Consider the following 17,153-nt stretch of genomic DNA (forward strand, 5'->3'; position numbering starts at 1 on the left):
TTTAGAACCGGTACGACGCTTGCAACTGGAACGTCTGTCCCGACACGTTGCCGGTGTCGAACAGGCGGTCGTAGCTGGCGGTCAGGTCTAGGGCCTTGCTGACGGGCAGCGTCAGGCCCAGGCCCGCAGAGAACATGCCGCGCGAAGGCGCCACGCCGGGCAGCGTGAAGCCGGTGCCGTCGCTCGCTGTCGCGCGGTAATTACGGTTGGTGTCGAGGGTTTCGTAGGCGTAACCGACGCGGGCTTCGACAAGGGCAGGCTTGTCCGACTTCATGTTGAAGGGCAGGCCCACGGCGAGTTGCGCGTAAGGCTGCAAGCTGTTGAAGTCCTGGGCGCCGACATCCAGGTTCTGGCTGGTCGAGCCCGTTTCGCTGAAGCGTTCGGTATGCAGGTACTGATAGCGCAGGCCGAGACGGGGCGTGATCGTGACGGGTCCCGCAGCCAGCGGCAGGCTGGCTTGCAGGCCGGCCGTGATTTCCTGGCCGTCCGAGTCGCCCCGGGCCTTGCCCGGGCCGGGGAAGGACCGGCGCGTCTGGAGGAAGTCGTAGGCGGCGCCAACCGTCGCGGCGATGGTGACGGCGCCCACGCGGCGGCTGCCGTAGCCTGCGATGCGCAGGGTGTCGATCTTGCCGGTTGCCTCATCCTCGGTCACGTCGACGTGGCTGTAGCCGCCCGCGACGCCGACCGTCCATGCGCCAACCTGCTGATCCAGGCCGGCCAGAAAGCCGTAATGGCGATCCTTGTAGCTGGAGGCCTCATCGTTGCCGCGCACGTTCGCGGTATTGGAGACGATCTGGGCCCACGCCTGGCGGCCCGGGCGTGCGCAATTGGCGTCTGTCGCGGCGTCGGCGCAGTCCTGGCCCAGCCGCGCGAGCAGCGTGTCGTTCACACGTTGGCCTTCGCGGATGGCGGCCGAGGCGACAGCGCCGAAGATCGAGGCGTTGGTGGGGGCGATGACGACCGGATCGCCGCCGTCGCTGACAACGGCGGCCAGCGTGAGGGTGCTGCCGTCGGCCAGGCTCTGCACGCTCTGCGCCAGTTCTGCCGGCGCGTTGCTCGTGACGGAAGCGAACCGGCCGGTGACGCTTGCCGCGTCGACGATGCGGAAGGACGTTGCGCTGTAGGTGCCGGGGCCGTACAGCACGTTCAGCGTGCCGGCGAGGGTGGCAGTGCCGCCCACCTTCAGTTGCGAAGCGGCCGTGGGGCTGACGTCGATGAACAGCGTGCCGGTGGGGGACTGCGTGTAGTTGCCCAGGACCGTCAGCGTGCCGATGGAGCCGCCCGGGCGCACGATGCCGTCGTTGGTCACATTGCCGCCGATTGAGCCATGTCCGCGCAGCGTGCCGGCGTTGCCGACGGCAACGTCGCCCAGGATGCTGGCGGTGGGGTGGGCGGCATCGCCGATCTCCAGCGTGCCCGCGGACACCGAGGTGCCGCCCGAGTAGGTGTTCACGCCGTTCAGGATCAGCATGCCGCTGCCGGTCTTGGCCAGCGCGCCGGTCCCGGTCAGTCTGGAATCGATGATGGCGGTGGCATTGGCATCGACTTCAACGGCCGAGGAGGCCGCCGCCAGCCCGATGTCGTCGCCGGTGACGCGGTAGCCGTCTGTGGAGAACTGCATGCCGTTTACCGCGATTGCACCTTGGCTGCCATCGACCGTCACCGTACCCGCCTTCCCGCTGAACACGGGGCGCACATAGGTCTGGTCGAGCTCGTAGTTGGTGGTGCCGTCGGTCGAGGTCCAGTTTGTGCCGTTCGCCGTCCAGGTGCCGGAGCCGCCGGCAATGGTGCCGTCCGGCGTGGTGTTGGCGCCGTCCCAGTAGTGGGTGCTGGGGTCGGGGAGGAGTGTCACGGTCAGCGCGCCGTTCACATTGCTCAGCCGTGCGAGCAGGCCGTTGTTGACGGAGACGAAGGCCGTGTTGTCGTTGTAGGTGCTGGAGCCAGTCGGACGCACGACGGTATAGGATTGACCGAACGCCAACCCGGTGCCGGCCAGGCTGATCGCGGCGCCGCTGATGGCTGCCGAGCCGTTCACATCCATGTAGCCGTAGCTGCTGGTGTCGACGACATTGAAGGCCAGTCCACCGCCGGTCTGCGAGTAGTTGCCCGTGACGGTGATGGGATTGTTGATCTGAAGGGTGGCGCCGTAGTTGTTGACGGAACGGCCCGCCGCAGCGATGTCATCGTTCAGCAACAGGTTGCCGCCCGAAAAAAACAGGTTCGCACCCGTCACCTTGATGACGCCTTTGTCGGCCACGCCGAGACCGCCGCTCGCGCCGGTGAGGGTGCCAACGACGTTGCCCCTGCCGCCGGAGATGCCGAGGGCCATGGTGCTGCTGGAGGTCACGTCGCCCGCGATGAGACCGCTGTTGGTTATCGTACTGATCCTGCTGTCGCTATCGAGCTGGATCGCCGCACCCCCGCCGGTGATGGTGCCGCTGTTGGCGAGCAGGCTCACGTTGCTGGCGCGGGAAAGGTTGATCCCGGTACCGATCGTCCCGCCCATGGCACTGCCGGGGGCACCCACGATCAGGCCCGTGTTGGTGATGGTGCCGGCCGTGCTGGCCTCCATGAAGATGCCTGCGATGTCGCCCGAGATGGTCCCGGAATTGGTCAGCGCGCCCACCCGGCCGCTGCCCTGCACCAGCATGCCCACCATGCCGGCAATGGTTCCGGTGTTCGTCAGCGTTTCGATGGCGCCGTTTTCGGTGACCACACCGAAACCAGAGAGGACACCGCCGATGTTGGCGCTTTGCAAGGTGCCGGTGTTGGTCAGGTTGCCGATCGTTCCGCCATCGTTCCAGATGGCTGCAACCGTCCCGCCGGAGGAACTGTTGCTGTTGATCATCCCGGCATTGCTGATCGTGGCGATGCTGCCCTCATTGAAGATCCCCGCACGTGCGCCGGCGATGGAGCCGCCCGTGTTGTTGACCACGCTGGTGATGCTTCCGGACCCTGTATTCCGAATGCCGGCCACGGTGACGCCCGTTCCGGTGGACCAGATCAAGCCATTGTTTTGCACCTGATCCAGAACGCCGTCGTTCTGCAGGCCCGCCAGTGTGCCAACGATGGTGCCGGAGTTCGTCAGTAAGGAGCCAGGGGTGGTGTTGGCGGCGTGCAGACCGATGTCGGTGCCGGAAAGGCTTCCAAAACCCGTGATCGTAATGTTGCCTTTCGTCCAATCGATGCAATCAACGGCGCCTACAACGGTCGAGTTGCCCGAGTAGTTAAGCGCGACGCACCCCGCGGCATGGACCATGCCGGGAAGCAGGCTGGCGGCCACGAGGGAAACACCCGACAGAATTTGCGTCGACCGGGCAGGCGCCGCCCTCGAGCCGGCTCGCGCGGATGCCACGGGAAAAGAAGGTGTACGTTTTTTTCGGTGTTTCAGCTTCAAGGCAAGCTCCCGCCTGGGGCGATTTCGGTTGGAATGTGCGGCAACCGTTGGAGCTATGGACTATCCGCGCGGCCGGTGCCAGGGTATGAGGCTAGACAGGCGGCCTTTTGCTGGGGCGTACTATCTCACCCCGCACATTACTGGCGATGCCGCGGTCTCAAAGGCCGCAATAATGCCGAAATTCAGGCCTTTTTCCGGTTGATACTTCGGGCGCGCCGGCTTGGGCGCCGGTTGCGCCCGCATGTTCATGCCTGGCCGCGGTGAAACCGGGTGGCCAGCGCCTGCCCCACGTCGTGCATGACCCGCTTCCAATCGCCCGGCGCGGGCTGGCGAAACAATTGCAGCGACGGATACCAGGGGGAGTCGGACCGCTGCAACAGCCAGCGCCAGTCGGGCAGGAAAGGCAGCAGCACCCAGGCGGGCCGATTCAATGCGCCGGCCAGATGCACGGGCGAGGAGTCGACCGAGACGAGCAGATCGGCCAGGGACAGGATCGCGGCGGTGTCCTCGAAGTCGGCGATCTCGGCATCCAGCGGCACGATGTTCATGCCGGCCGGGGCCGTGGCGGCCTGGGCCGCGGCAGGGCCTTTCTGGATGGCCAGGTACGTGATGCCGGGCACGGCGAGGGGCACCATATCCGCCAAGGCAAGAGACCGGTTGGCGTCGTTCGAATGCGTGGGTCTGCCTGCCCAGGCAAGCGCCACCCATGGCCGTGGCAAGCCGGCCAGCCGCTTGCGCCATTTCTCGACGCGGGCCGCATCGGCCGACAGGTAGCCGACCTGGCCCGGCAGGTCGGCCATGCGCAGGCCGATCGCCATGGGCAGGGACATCAGTTCGCAGTGCTGGTCGAACGGCGGGGGTATCTGTCCGCGCGGGAAGGCGTCCGGGCCGACGAGGCGCCGGGCAAAGGACAGCAGGTCGGGATGGACTTCCAGCACGACGCGCGCGCCGCTGCGGGTCCGGGCCGCGTCGATCAGGCGCATGAATTGCAGCGTGTCGCCGTACCCCTGCTCGTCATGAATGAGCAGCGTCTGGCCATCGATGCGGCTGCCGTCCCAGCGCGGCCGCTGCACCTTGCGGTCCATCGCCGCGGTATGGGAAAGGCTGTAGCGCCAACGGTATTCCGTCCAGCCGCGCTCGAAATCCCCTTGCAGCAAGCGCGTTTCGGCCAGGTCGAATCGGGCGGACAGGTTGCCGGGCATGGCTGTCGCGAGCATGGCCTGAATCTCAGCGGCTTCCTGAACGCGCCCTTGAAATTTCACCGTCAGGCCGAGAAGCCGCCATAGTGCGGCGGGCGCGCCGCGCGGGTCCATGTTCTCGCGCAGCAGACGCTCGGCGTCGGCGTGCTGCCGCGCAGTCAGCAACGCGCGGACGCGGTGCGCCAAGTCGTGCAGGTCTTGCGCCTGCGCTGCGGCTGGGGCTGTCATTGCGGCCGGGTGCGCCCCGACTGATGCCGTGTCCGCTGACGTCGCTGGCGTCTCGGCTGCTGCAGCCTGCGCGCCGCATGCCGTCCGCAGGCGCGTGCGCAGTTCAAGCGCCTGCGGATGGTTGGGCGCGAAGGTCAACAGCGCTTCGGTCCACTGCAGCGCTTCGCGAGGCCGCGACCGCGCCGCTTCGATGCCCGCGAGATTGATGTAGGCGTTCATCAGGCGCGGGTTGCACGCGATGGCGCGATGCGCCGCATCGGCCGCCGCATCGTAGTCACCCAGCTCACCCAGCACGAAGGCGAGGTTGCTGTGTCCTTCGGCGTAGTCGCTTTGCAATGCGAGCGCCTGGACGTACAGCCGGCGCGCCTCGTCCAGGCGATTCACGCCTACATATGCGTTGCCGAGGTTGTTGAGCGCTTTCGGGCTGTGCGGCTGAAGTTCCGCCACCCGCTCAAGACAATTGACGCTTTCGGCGTCGCGTCCGGCCTCTTGCAGGATGATCCCCAGATTGTTCCACGCCATGACCAGCCCGGGGTCCTGCTTCGTGGCTTGCCGCGCGGCCGCTTCGCCTTCTGCGAGCAGGCCCTGCTGCCGGCAGACTTCGGCCAGGTTGCCAAAGTAGACCGCGGGCGCGGCGTCTGTCCGGCATGCCTGACGCAGCAGATCCAGCGCGAGCGCCGGCTGGCCGTAGGCGTGCGCGATCAGGCCCAGGAGCTGCGACGCATCCGCCTGTCCGGGCGATGCGTCGAGGATGCGGCGGCACAGGATCTCGGCCTGGTTTGCCTGGCCGGCGTTCCAGTGGGCGTGGGCCTGCTGCAGGGCCTGGGATAGGGAAAGCAGCTTGTCTGCCTTCGGCGTTGGCGTTGCGGGCTCGTGGGCCATGGGGATACCAGCGGCCGGCGTCAAGGCCGGACAGGAGGGGACGTGGAGCGGAGATTCTAGTGCCTCGCCGGGGCATGCCCGACGCATGGCACTTTAGATGTGGGTCAAGATGGCCGTTACTTAGCCGGTATATACACATCCACAGACCGCTGCGCGCCACGGCGCGGCGGTTCCGGCATCGCGCCGGACAGAAAAAAAGCGGGAGCATCGCGTGCAGCAGAAACTACCGGTATGGCGGGTCATCCGCGAAACCTTCGACTACTTGGGAGACCATGGCGGGCGCACACTCGCAATGGCGCCGCAACTGGTGGCCATCCTGATCGTCGGCGTTTGCCTGGGCGTTTACCTGGACCAGATGGCGGTTGCGCGGCATAGCATGCTGCTGCAACTGGCGGGATGGCTCGTGACCACGGCGTGTCCGGTGATGCTGGCAGTCGCATGGCATCGCCGCATCCTGCTGAACGAGTACGCCCGCGCAGGCATTGCCACGGGCAAACCAGAACGGATGTACTTCATCGTTGCGGTGATCCTTTCAGCCTCTGTGTTCGTCCTGTCGATCGCGCAGATCGTGGTCGCCGCGTTGATGTCTGGCCCGGAGGGCGTGTCCCCGCTGGGCAACGCGCTGCAGCTGGTCCTGATGCTGTTGCCGGCGTACTTCGTGGGGCATTTCTTTCTGGCCCTGCCGCAAGCTGCACTGACGGGAACCGTGGACGTTCGGCGCATCACTGCATTGACCCGCGGCAACAAGTGGCGATTTCTGGCTGTGTCGTTGCTGCCCATTCCGCTGCTGCTCTTGATGGAAGCGGTCAGGAGCTATCTGCTGCGGATGCCGCACGGACCGGGTGTTGGCTCCTATCTCTACGGCGCGTTGATGATGCTGGTGACCACCGTGATCTCCGTGACGACGATGTCGATCTGCTACCGCATCCTGGCCCTGCCCCCCGGCGACGACGCGCCCGAAGCACAGGCGCGGGAAACGGCGGTCGCCGAAGGGTAGCGAGGTGCGGCAGGGCGGATGTTCAGCACATCCGCCCGCCGCCCTGCCTCAATACTGATACCGCACCGTCAGCATCACGCTGCGCGGCTGGCCGTAGTAGTTTTGCCGCGAGGCGCCGCCAAGCTTTTCGTAATACTTGCGGTCAAACAGATTGTCGACGGTGAGCGTGCCTTCGACGTGGCGGTTGTATCGATAGCCGATCTGGGCCGAGACGAGCGCATAGCTTCCCTGATCCCAACGCACGTTGCCGCTTTGCAGGTAGTTGCCGCTGTTCCAGCGCACGCCCGTGCCCACGCTGAAGCCTTCCAGCGCCGGCTGGGTGAAGCGGTAGCGGGTCCAGAGGTTGATGGCGTGACGCGGGGTGATTGTGCTGTACGACAGTCCCTGCTGGGCTTGGCTCGCTTCCAGGTATTTGGTCTGCGTGTAGGCGTAGCCGGCCACGATGTCCCAGTTCGGCAACGGCGATCCGCTGATCTCGGTCTCGAAGCCCTGGCTGCGCACCTTGCCCGCGGCCACCGAGTACATCGGGTTGTTCAGGTCGCTCATCGCCCGGTTGCGGTCCACGATCTGGAACAGGGCGGCATGGGCGTTGAGCGCGCCGTCCATGAATGCGCCTTTGACGCCCGTTTCGATCTGGCGTCCCACGCGCGGCGACAGCGTGCTGCCTTGCGCATCGATTTCGGTCTGCGGCTGGAAGATGCTGGTGTAGCTGGCGTAGGCGGAGAGCTGCGGCGTCAGTTCGTACACCACTCCGGCATACGGAGAGGGGCGCGCGTCGATGCGCGTCGTCGCCTGGCTGAAGTCGCCGAAGTACTGGTTGGCGTTGCGTGCGTCGTTCTTCCACCACGACAGGCGTGCGCCCGCGATGACCTTCAGGTGATCGGTCGCTTGAATGTTCGCGCGCGTGTACAGGCCGAATTCGCTGGTGCGGCCGTCGTTGCCGTTGACCTGTTCCATCTCGGGCTGTGGCATGTCGATGACCGGGTCATTTACGTTGGTCGGGAAGATCGTGCCGCCGCCGTAGTTGAATTGCTTGCGCGTATAGCTGTAGTCGGCGCCCACGAGCACGCTGTGCTCGCGGCCGAAAGCCTCGAACGGCAGGTTCACGTGCGCATCCGCGCCCGTGGTTTTCCAGTGGTTGCGGTACGACCAGGCGATGAGGTTGGTGTCTCCGGTGACCGGATCGACGGCGCGGTTGGGCCAGGTGGTCACGCGCGTCGGGGTGTCGGTGTCGCGATGAAAGACGCTTGCCTTCATGGAGCCGCCGCCATCCAGCCGGTGTTCCAGATCGGCAAAGACCTCGGTGGTTTCTTCTTCGATGCGGTTCCATTCGGCGCTGAGATTGGTGCCGCGGCGCACGTCGAGCAGCGAGCCGTCGGCGTATGCGGGCAAGCCGAATGCCGGCGTAACGCGGGACCGTTGGTGCGTGATGCCCGCCGCCAGCGTCGTGGCGGGTGTCAGGTCGGCCTCGACGATGCCGTAGAGCGTGGGCCGCTCGGAACTGACGCGGTCGACGAAGGACCCGCGGTCTTCGTAGGCGGCAATGAATCGGCCGCGGACCTTGCCTTCGCTATCGAACGGCGTGCTCAGATCGGCCACGGCACGGTAGTAGTCCCACGACCCGACGCTGGCCTGGGCGCCAAAGGCGAATTCCTGCATGGGACGCTTGCGCACCAGATTCACGCTGCCGCCGGGCTCGCCGGTCCCTTGGTAGAGCCCGGAGGGGCCGCGCAGCACTTCAATGCGATCGTAGATGGCAAGGTCGAAGCCCGCCGACAGGTTGCCCGCGCCGGCCGGGGCGCGCATGCCGTCCACCTGGATCGAATCGAGCGAGTAGCCGCGAGAGATGAACCCGGAAATATTGCCGCCGCTGGACAGCGTTTCGACGGTCATGCCGGTGACGTTGCGCATCGCGTCCGACAAGCTGTTCAGGTTCTGGTCGTCGAGCTGCTGGCGCGTGACGACGGACACCGACTGCGGAATTTCCTTGAGTGTCTGCGTGCCTTTGCCGATGGTGACGGCATTGCTGGTGTACGAGCCCGTGCCTTCGCTGGTGGCGCGCTCGGCCGCGCCGGTGACGGTGACGGGCGCCAGTTGCGTAATTCCGCCTTGCGGCATCGCCTGCAGCGCGTAGGTGCCGGCAGCGCTGGGCACGGCGCGATAACCGGTGCCCGCGAGCAGGCGGTCAAAGCCTTGCTGGACGTTCATCTCGCCCGAGATGCCTGGGCTTTGGCGGCCGGCGAGCCAGGCGGGGTCGTAGACGATCTGCACGCCAGCGGCGGCCGCGTAGCGCGCCAGCACGGCGTCGAGCGAGCCTGCGCCGATTGCGACGGTGCGCACCTGGGAGGCCGGCGCTGCGCCGGTCTGGGCCGCGGACTGTGCGCCCGCGGTGGCGCTTGCCATGGCCGTGCACCAGAGCGCCGTCCAGATCATTGCCTTGCGGGATCCTCTGCCCCGCGCTGCGCGTACACGTGCCATCACTCTTTCATCCTTTCATCGTCAAGCAAGAAGCGCCCGCATCCCCTTGATGCGGTCTTACTTCCTACTCCGCACGACAACGAAAAAGTGATCACCTCGACGCAAAATATTTTTCCCGCGCGGCCGTTCAAGCGCCGGCCGGACCGACCGATACCCAGTAGCGGGTGACGCGTTGCACCGCGATGGGCAGGCGTTCGGCCAAGGCTTGCAGCGCCGCATCGGTATCCCGCAGCGACAGCGCGCCGGACACCCGCAGGTCGGCGACCTCGGGGGCGCAGCGCAAAAACCCCGGGCGATGGCGCGCCAGCTCGGCCACCACATCGGCCAGGCGCTGGTCGCGCACGACCAGCATGCCTTGCTCCCAGAGCGCCGCGCCATCGTCCACCGGCGCCAGCGCGCCGGTCTGGGCAAGGGTGAAGCTGCCACGTTGCCCGGCGTCGATGCGCAGGGGAGTGCCATGGATCGGGCGTGCCAGCACCGCATGCTCGAACACCATGACCTCGGTGTGGTCCTCGACGACGCGTACCGAAAAGCGCGTGCCCAGCGCCTGCACCTCGCCCTGCGGGGTCTGCACCACGAAGGGCCGGTAGGTGGGCAGGGGCTCCTGGCCGGTGGTCACCAGCACCTCGCCGGCTACCAGCACCAGACGGCGCTCGCTGCTGCCGTAGCGCAGGTCGACGGCGCTGCCGCTGTTCAACACCAGCCGCGTGCCGTCGTCGAGCTGGCGTGTCAGTTGTTCGCCTGCGGCGGTGCGCAGGTCGGCGCGCCAGGCGGGCGCCTCGCGCCATGCCATCCAGCCTGCCGGGGCGAGCACGCCCAGTCCCAGCGCCGCGCGCAGCAGGGCTCGGCGACCCTGGCGTTTGCGGGTGGCGCGCAGCACGCGATGTCCGATGGGGGCGGGCAGGCCTTCGAATGCGCCCAGCACCTGTTCGGCGCGGGCCCACGCCTGCGTGTGGGCCTCGCCCTGCGCCAGCCAGCGTTCGAACGCGCGCCGCGTGTCCGCGTCGGCGGTCTCGTAGCGCAGCCGGATGACCCAGTCGGCGGCTTCCTCCAGCAATAGATCGCCCGGCGCGCTCATGCGGCGGCCGTCATGCACGCCATCAAGGCCTTGCGCAGATGGCGCCGGACCGTGATCACGGGTTTGCCAGTTTGTTGGGAGATTTCCTGCAGCGTCAGTCCGTCCAGTTGCGCCAGCAGGAACATCTCGCGCGTGGCAGCGGGCAGGCGCTGCAGCATGGCGTCGATCGCCACCAGCGTCTGCACGATCATGAGGCCCGTTTCTGGAGACGGCACCTGCGGCTCGGGCAGGTGCGCGATGGCGTCCAGATAGGCCTGCTGCACCGCGCGGCGGCGCCAATGGTCGACGAGCAGGCCCTTGGCAATATGCGTGATCAGCGCGCGCGGCTCCTCGCGCAGCACGGGCGGCCGGCGCGCGGCCATCAGCCGCACGAACGTGTCCTGCGCCAGATCGGCCGCGTCGCCGCTGTCGCCCAGCTTGCGATGCAGCCAGCCTTGCAGCCAGCCATGGTGATGGCGATAGAGCTGCTCGACCGCGGGGAGGGAAAGGGAGTCGGTAGATTGCAAGATGTCCAGCAGTCTACCGAATGCGAATAAGAAATACTATTAATTGGGTTGAGGGGACGGGCGCAGCGCGGCTTGCGCGCAACAGGCGTCTGTTGTGCGGGCCGCATTCCTGCAATCGAGATGCAGCACCTGCCGACAGACCGCACATCAGTCCATCTTCAACCCCGCGGTTTTGGCGACCGTTGCCCATTTCTGGATCTCGCCGGTAATGAACGCGGTGAAATCCTGCGGGCTGCGCAAGGTGACGGCGTTGCCGGTGGCCTTCAACGGCTTGACCACTTCCGGGTCGGTCAGTGCGGCCCGGGTGGCCTGCGCCAGCCGGTCGCGTATGGCATCCGGCAGGCCTGCAGGCGCGGACAGCCCCGTCCACGACACGGCGTCGAAATCCGGAAAGCCGGATTCGGCGACCGTCGGCAGATCCGGAAAGAGCAGGCTTCTTGAGGCGCCGGTCGAGGCCAGCACGCGCAGCTTGCCCGCGCGGACATGCGGCTCCAGGGTGTCAGCGACCATGACCAGGATGGGGACCTGCCCGCCGATGACATCGGTCACCGCCTGCGAGGCGCCCTTGTAGGGGATGTGCTGCACCTTCAGGTCGGACCGTTGTTTCAGGAGTTCGAAGGCGAGGTTGCCGGAAGATCCGGCGCCCGGGCTGGCGTAGTTGTATTTGTCCGGCGATTGGCGAAGCAGGCTAACCAGTTCCGCGAGCGTCTTGGCCGGAAACTCGGGGTTCACGGCAATGACGTTCGGACTGGAGGTAATGCTGCTGATGTGGGTGAAGTCCTTGAGCGGGTCGTACGGCATGGACGCGTACAGGGCAGCGTTGGCCGCGTGGGTGCCCACGCCGGACATCAACAAGGTATAGCCGTCCGGCTTGGCGCGTGCGACGAATGCCGAACCGATATTGCCGCTGGCGCCCGCGCGGTTTTCCACGATGACCGATTGGCCGAGCTGCGTGGACAGCGCGCGAGCCAGGATCCGCCCCGTGACGTCGGTGGTGCCGCCAGGTGGAAATGGCACGATCAGCGTGATCGGCTGGCTGGGCCAGGCGTCAGCGGCATGTACGGGGGGCGCGAACGCGGCTGGCAGGGCCAGCGCCGCAAGCATTGCAGAAAAGCGGCGGCGCGACAGCCGTGCGCGGTTGCCATTGAGGTTGTGCATGTTGTCTCCTGTTCTGGTTTTGATTGGGGGCGTGCAGGCGGCGCGTCAGGGTTCGATGCGCCAGTGCCGCACCGTCCAAGGTTCGAACTGGTCTGGCGTGAAGTCCATGCCGAGGCCAGGACCGTCGGGTAGCGCCGCAGATCCGTTGGACTGAATCGCCGGGCCGGCCAGCGCGATGAGCGGATTGCCGGTCACGTCGTACTCCACGAACGGATAGCTGGCCCACGCGCCGCCGCGCGTCGGCATCTGTGTCGCCGCGATCTGCAGCGAGGCCAGAAAGTTGATGGCGGTGCCGAAGGCATGCGGCATGACGGCGATGTCCCGGCTTTCCGCCAGGGCCGCGACCTTGCGATAGCCTGTGAAGCCGCCGCATACGCCTAGGTCCGGTTGCAGCACGCTGACGGCGCCGGCGCGCAGGAAGGCGTCGAAGCCGGCCAGGCTGCCAATGGCTTCTCCGCCGGCGATGGCGCAGGCAGTTGCCTGGGCGGTGGCGGCGTAGCCGTCCAGGTTCTCCGGCGCGACGGGCTCTTCGATCCACAGCGGGCGCGCCGGTTCAATCAGCGAAGCGGCCAGGCGCGCCGCCGCCGTGCCGTAGCCCTGGTTCATGTCGAGCATGAAGTCAGCGTCGGGGCCGATCAGCGCGCGCACGTGCTGCGCCATGACGGCATCCGCCTGCGGAGAGACACCCGCGCGCGGCTTGACCGCCTTGAATCCCTGGCTGAGCAGCGATTCGATCTCACGGGGATAGTTGCCATAGGGGTCATCGCCCTCGGCAATGAATGGCCCGCTGGCGTAGCACGGCAGTTCACGCCTCACCGCGCCGCCCAGCATCTGCGCGATGCTCACTCCGTGTGCGCGGGCCGCGATGTCATGCAACGCCATGTCCAATGCGGAGATGGCCATCATGGCCGGCCCGCGCTTGTCATAGCCGATGCGCGGCACCAGGTCGGCGTAGATCGCGCCGTGATCGAGCGCAGACCGGCCGCACACGAGCGGGCCAAGCTGCTGCTGGATCAAGACCGCCGCGGCCCACGGCGAGGAGAAGACTTCCCCCCATCCCCGAAGCCCGTTGTCGGTGCGGATTTCCAGCGCCAGAAACTCGCGTTTGCGCATGAACGTGCGCGCGTTGCCGAGCGGCACCCGGGGTGTATAAGCCAGGTGGTAGCCGTTGATCTGAATGACTTTCAAAATGGATGCCGAGCTGATTGGGATCGGTCCAGTTTGGAGCTCGAGTAGCATACGGTCAAATACATAGCCAATGCTGTTTCATATGAAATCCCTTATACGTCCGCGCGAGATGGAGCTGGTGGCCGCGATCTGCCGCACGGGTTCGGTGACCCAGGCCGCAGAGGCGTGCAGCCTCACGCAGCCGGGTGCCAGCGCCATGCTCAAAGAGCTGGAAGTCCGGTTGGGGGCGACGTTGTTTTCGCGGCGCCACCGACGGCTGGAGCTGACGGCGGCGGGGCAAGCCTTGCTGCCGGAGATCACGCATGCGCTGGCGGCGCTGGATGCCGTCGACAAGCTTGCGCAAAGCCTGGGGAACCGCCGGCGCGAACAACTGATCATCGGCACGGTGTCCGCCACGGGCGCCAGCGTGCTGCCTGCAGTGCTTAAACAGCTGCAGGACGCGGATCCGCTACTGTCGGTGGTGCTGCGCGTGGGAACGGCTGCCGAAGTCGTCGAGATGGCCATCGCGCAGCGCATTGACCTTGGCGTCATCCTCGGGGCGGGAGCGCATCAGCACGCCAACTTTGAAAAGATCGCGGACCTGGGCCTGGTTTGCGTCGTGCGTCCGGACCACGCGTGGGCGTCGCTGCCGGAGGTCACCGTGGATATGCTGGCGTCGGAGCGGTTCATCGGTCACAGCCGGCACCTTCCGGTCGGCGCGCTGACGGCGCAGGTGCTGGAGGAGGCTGGGCTGTCCTGCCGCCCCGCGATTGAAGTGATGCAGTTCTCCGCGGCGTGCGCGCTGACGGATGCAGGGTGCGGTCCGGCGGTGCTTGAGAGCGTGACGGGGGAATATGCCCGCCGTTTGGGTTTGGTCCCGGTTCCCCTGAATGCAGGAAGAACGCTTTCGCTCAGCCTGGTATGGCCGCAGGGAAAAGGCATGAGCGGCGGCGCGCGCTTCGTGAAGCATGCGCTGTCGCAAGCGCTGGTGGCATAAGTCTTAAACGCAATCTCAAGGAGACGTACGTGCTGGGTTCTGAACTGATCATTCGCTCGCTGCGCCGGCGGGGCGTCACCACCATCTTCAGCCTGTCCGGCAATCAGATCATGCCGCTCTACGACGCGTGCATCGACGCCGGCATTCGCATCGTCCACGTGCGGCACGAAGCGGCCGCCGTCTTCATGGCCGATGCGTGGTCGCAGATCACCGGCGAGCTCGGCGTAGCGATGGTTACGGCGGCGCCGGGCCTGACCAATGGCCTCGCGCCGCTGTACTCGGCCTCGCAGGCGGAAAGCCCGGTGCTGCTTATCTCAGGCGATTCGTCGGTGTCGGAGGACGGCTCGGGTGCGTTCCAGGAGCTGGACCAGGTCGCCATCACGCGGCCGTTGACCAAGTTGTCGGTGCGTCCGCAGTCCGCGGCAGAACTGTGCCCCGCGCTTGAAGATGCCATCACGCAGGCGCTTGCACCGCGTCGAGGCCCCGTCCACGTGGCGCTTCCGTTTGATCTGCTGACGGCCGAATCGGGCATCGCTGATCTGCCGCAGGCGCCGGCAGATCAGCCGGCTGTCGCGCTGGATGCGGCGTATGTGGATCAACTGGCTGAACTGCTAAATGCCGCACGCCGCCCGCTGGTATTGGCGGGGCCGACGAGCGCGCGATCGCACGGTCGTTCCGCCCGCGCGGCTGCGCAAGCCACGCTTGGCCTGCGCATCATTCCGATGGAAAGCCCCCGCGGGCTGAAGGATCCTTCGCTGGGCGCGTTGGCCGGCATCATGCCAAGCGCGGATCTGATCGTGCTGGCGGGAAAGTGCCTGGACTTCACGCTGGGATTCGGCGGCACGGGCGCGCTTGGCGACAACGCACGCCTCGCGGTGATCGACCCGGATCCCGCGATGCTGGAACGCGCGGGCCGTCTTCTTGGCGAGCGTCTGGTGCTGGCGTTCCAAGCTGACCCGGTTGCGGCGCTAGCCGCGATACGGGCGGCGCGAGCTTCGGCCGAACGTCTGGCGTGGCAGGAACAGGTGGATGACGCGCTGCGCAGCCGGACGATCAAGGCGCCGTCCGCGCCTGTCGAGGGAGCGCTGGGCCCGCGCGCGCTGTGCGAGACCGTGCAGGCATTCCTGGCGTCCGCGCCTGATCCGATCCTGATCTGCGACGGCGGCGAGTTCGGCCAGTGGGCGCAGGCATTCTGCCAGGCGCCGGTACGCATCATCAACGGCATGTCCGGCGCGATCGGGGTAGGTGTCTGCTACGCGATCGCCGCGAAGATCGCACGGCCCAAAGCCACGGTGGTCGTCATGATGGGCGACGGCACCGCCGGTTTTCACTTGATGGAGCTGGATACGGCGGTGCGCGAAGGCGCGGCGGTCATTGCAGTGATCGGCAACGACCTGCGCTGGAACGCCGAACATCTGATCCAGATGCGCACCTATGGTCCGCAGCGGTTGATCGGCTGCGAGCTTTCACCGACGGCGCGGTATCACGACGTCGCGTCTGCGCTGGGCGGCGCGGGGTTTGCGGCCCACGACGTGGATGGTCTGGCCAACGCGTTGAAGGGGGCCGCCGACAGCGGGCTGCCAGCCTGCATCAACGTATCGCTGGCGGGCGAGGCCGCCCCGGTTTTCAACGCGGCATCGATGGCGTCAACGAGCGGACATTGAACGGGAAGCTGGTCAGCGTCCGCAATAATCGCGCGCCCACGGCGGCTGGCGGACCAGCACATTTTGCCGGCCCAGGCGGGCGCTATGCCGACGCCCGCCGCGGCAGCCACCGCCAGAACACCCCCGCCGCCACCAGCCCCAACGTCCCCACGCCAAACGACGCGCCACCCAGCGACAACAACGCCGTCAGCGCCGACAACGCCACAGGCCCGCCGCTCGCACCCAGATCGGCCATGAACCGCCAGATACCCAGAAACTGCGTGCGCGCGCCGGGCGGCGCGGCATCCGCGCCCAGCGTCATCACGATGCCCGACCCGATGCCGTTGCCAAAGCCCAGCAGCAGCGACACCAGGATGAAGCTCGTCACGCCGCTGGTCAGCGGGATCGCCATCAAGCTCAAGCCCATCAGCAGCGTGCACGGCAACGCCACCCACAACCGGCCCCGCTGATCCATCACCTTGCCCGCGGGATAGAACACCGACATGTCGACCGCCGCGACCAGGCCGTAAACGAGCGACGTGGTGGTGGCGTCCAGCCCAAGATGGTCTGCCCACAGCGGTATCACGACCTGGCGCGACGCGCGCAGCGCGCTGATCAGCATCACGCCGACGCCCAGCGTGGCGTATACGCCGCGATGGTCGCGCGCGACTTCGCCGATGCGTGCGCGCGGCGCGCCGGCGGCCTTGGCGTGCGAGGGTTCGATGTCGGGCGCCTTGATGGCGATGAAGCCCGCGCCGAGCATGGCGCAGACGGCAATCCAGTACGCGCCGTCCAGCCCCATGAAGTGAATCAGCGCCGCGCCCGCGAAGGGGCCGATGAAGGTGCCGATGCGCGTCGTGCCGCCCAGGGTGGACAGGGCGCGCGCACGGTACGTCAGCGGCACGACCTCGATCATGTAGCTTTGGCGAGCCAGCTGGAACACCGATTGCGCGCAACCCTGCATCAGCATGGCCAGCGCCAGCACCCAGAGATGCGGCACGCCGATCACCAGCAGCAGACCCGCCACGCTCAACAGCGCGGCGCCGGCCATGGCGCGCTTTTCGCCGAAGCGCTCGGTGATCAGCGCGGACGGTATGTTGGAGAGCAGCGAGCCGACGCCGATGAGCGCGGCGATGAGACCGGCGGCCGCAAACGACGCGCCTTGTTCCCGCGCGGTGAGCGCGATCACGGGAAGAATGGCGCCGTTGCTGATGCCGTAAAGCAGCGACGGGCCGAACGCCGGCACGGCGATCTGCTTCAGATTGAACGATTCGGGATGCAACATGAGGGAAGGGCGTGAGCACGGCCGCTTGCCGTCCGCCTCGCGTTTGCGCGTGGGCCGGCCCGGCGGTCATCGATGCGGAATCCCGTGAGTGTAGCGAAAGCGCTCGGCGCCCGGCTGTCAGCAGCCTGACAGCGCATT

Annotated in this window: 11 protein-coding genes; 3 read left to right on the forward strand and 8 right to left on the reverse strand. The window is 66.9% G+C overall.

From position 1 onward, the window contains the following. Position 1 precedes the first annotated feature (1 nt). Complete coding sequence (locus tag KW836_RS28115) at positions 2 to 3,283, reverse strand: autotransporter domain-containing protein (protein ID WP_218342961.1); 3,282 nt, start codon at positions 3,281 to 3,283, stop codon at positions 2 to 4. 359 nt (positions 3,284 to 3,642) lie between these two features. After that, complete coding sequence (locus KW836_RS08410; RefSeq protein WP_218342962.1) at positions 3,643 to 5,706, reverse strand: tetratricopeptide repeat protein; 2,064 nt, start codon at positions 5,704 to 5,706, stop codon at positions 3,643 to 3,645. Between the two features lie 211 nt (positions 5,707 to 5,917). On the opposite strand from KW836_RS08410, the gene KW836_RS08415 reads away from it, so the two are divergent. Further along, entirely contained in the window at positions 5,918 to 6,703 is a 786-nt protein-coding gene (locus tag KW836_RS08415; RefSeq protein WP_218342963.1) for a hypothetical protein, read from the forward strand. Between the two features lie 48 nt (positions 6,704 to 6,751). Here KW836_RS08415 and KW836_RS08420 read toward each other — a convergent pair whose 3' ends face one another. The 5 genes from KW836_RS08420 to KW836_RS08440 form a co-directional block, all read right to left on the reverse strand. Next, on the reverse strand, positions 6,752 to 9,106 hold the full coding sequence (locus KW836_RS08420) for a TonB-dependent receptor (RefSeq protein WP_218342964.1): 2,355 nt from the start codon (positions 9,104 to 9,106) through the stop codon (positions 6,752 to 6,754). A gap of 202 nt (positions 9,107 to 9,308) precedes the next feature. After that, positions 9,309 to 10,259: a FecR domain-containing protein gene (locus KW836_RS08425; RefSeq protein WP_175122816.1), complete on the reverse strand. Its 951-nt coding sequence runs from the start codon at positions 10,257 to 10,259 to the stop codon at positions 9,309 to 9,311. Beyond that, positions 10,256 to 10,765, reverse strand: coding sequence for a sigma-70 family RNA polymerase sigma factor (locus KW836_RS08430; protein WP_175122642.1), 510 nt, complete (start codon positions 10,763 to 10,765; stop codon positions 10,256 to 10,258). Before KW836_RS08430 ends, KW836_RS08425 begins: the two co-directional genes overlap by 4 nt. Before the next feature lie 147 nt (positions 10,766 to 10,912). Next, a complete protein-coding gene (locus KW836_RS08435) occupies positions 10,913 to 11,923 on the reverse strand; it encodes a tripartite tricarboxylate transporter substrate binding protein (protein ID WP_175122643.1) in 1,011 nt (336 codons plus the stop codon). Positions 11,924 to 11,968: 45 nt separating this feature from the next. After that, complete coding sequence (locus tag KW836_RS08440; protein WP_218342965.1) at positions 11,969 to 13,111, reverse strand: mandelate racemase/muconate lactonizing enzyme family protein; 1,143 nt, start codon at positions 13,109 to 13,111, stop codon at positions 11,969 to 11,971. A 70-nt stretch (positions 13,112 to 13,181) separates the two neighbouring features. On the opposite strand from KW836_RS08440, the gene KW836_RS08445 reads away from it, so the two are divergent. Together KW836_RS08445 and KW836_RS08450 are read left to right on the forward strand one after the other, a co-directional pair. After that, positions 13,182 to 14,087 carry a LysR family transcriptional regulator gene (locus KW836_RS08445; protein ID WP_218342966.1) on the forward strand — a complete coding sequence of 302 codons (906 nt, stop codon included), beginning with the start codon at positions 13,182 to 13,184 and terminating at the stop codon, positions 14,085 to 14,087. A gap of 29 nt (positions 14,088 to 14,116) precedes the next feature. Next, entirely contained in the window at positions 14,117 to 15,751 is a 1,635-nt protein-coding gene (locus KW836_RS08450; protein ID WP_218342967.1) for a thiamine pyrophosphate-binding protein, read from the forward strand. Between the two features lie 82 nt (positions 15,752 to 15,833). Here KW836_RS08450 and KW836_RS08455 read toward each other — a convergent pair whose 3' ends face one another. Further along, on the reverse strand, positions 15,834 to 17,015 hold the full coding sequence (locus tag KW836_RS08455) for an MFS transporter (RefSeq protein ID WP_218342968.1): 1,182 nt from the start codon (positions 17,013 to 17,015) through the stop codon (positions 15,834 to 15,836). Positions 17,016 to 17,153: the final 138 nt, after the last annotated feature.

This window comes from Achromobacter sp. ACM05, assembly GCF_019218915.1.
In the GTDB taxonomy this organism is placed as follows: Bacteria; Pseudomonadota; Gammaproteobacteria; order Burkholderiales; family Burkholderiaceae_B; genus Achromobacter; species Achromobacter animicus.

Coding starts and splice junctions, on each gene's coding strand:
- KW836_RS08410 (WP_218342962.1), bottom strand. CDS start 5,706: ATGGCCCACGAGCCCGCAACGCCAACGCCGAAGGCAGACAAGCTGCTT.
- KW836_RS08420 (WP_218342964.1), bottom strand. CDS start 9,106: ATGGCAAGCGCCACCGCGGGCGCACAGTCCGCGGCCCAGACCGGCGCA.
- KW836_RS08425 (WP_175122816.1), bottom strand. CDS start 10,259: ATGAGCGCGCCGGGCGATCTATTGCTGGAGGAAGCCGCCGACTGGGTC.
- KW836_RS08435 (WP_175122643.1), bottom strand. CDS start 11,923: ATGCACAACCTCAATGGCAACCGCGCACGGCTGTCGCGCCGCCGCTTT.
- KW836_RS08445 (WP_218342966.1), top strand. CDS start 13,182: ATGCTGTTTCATATGAAATCCCTTATACGTCCGCGCGAGATGGAGCTG.
- KW836_RS08455 (WP_218342968.1), bottom strand. CDS start 17,015: ATGTTGCATCCCGAATCGTTCAATCTGAAGCAGATCGCCGTGCCGGCG.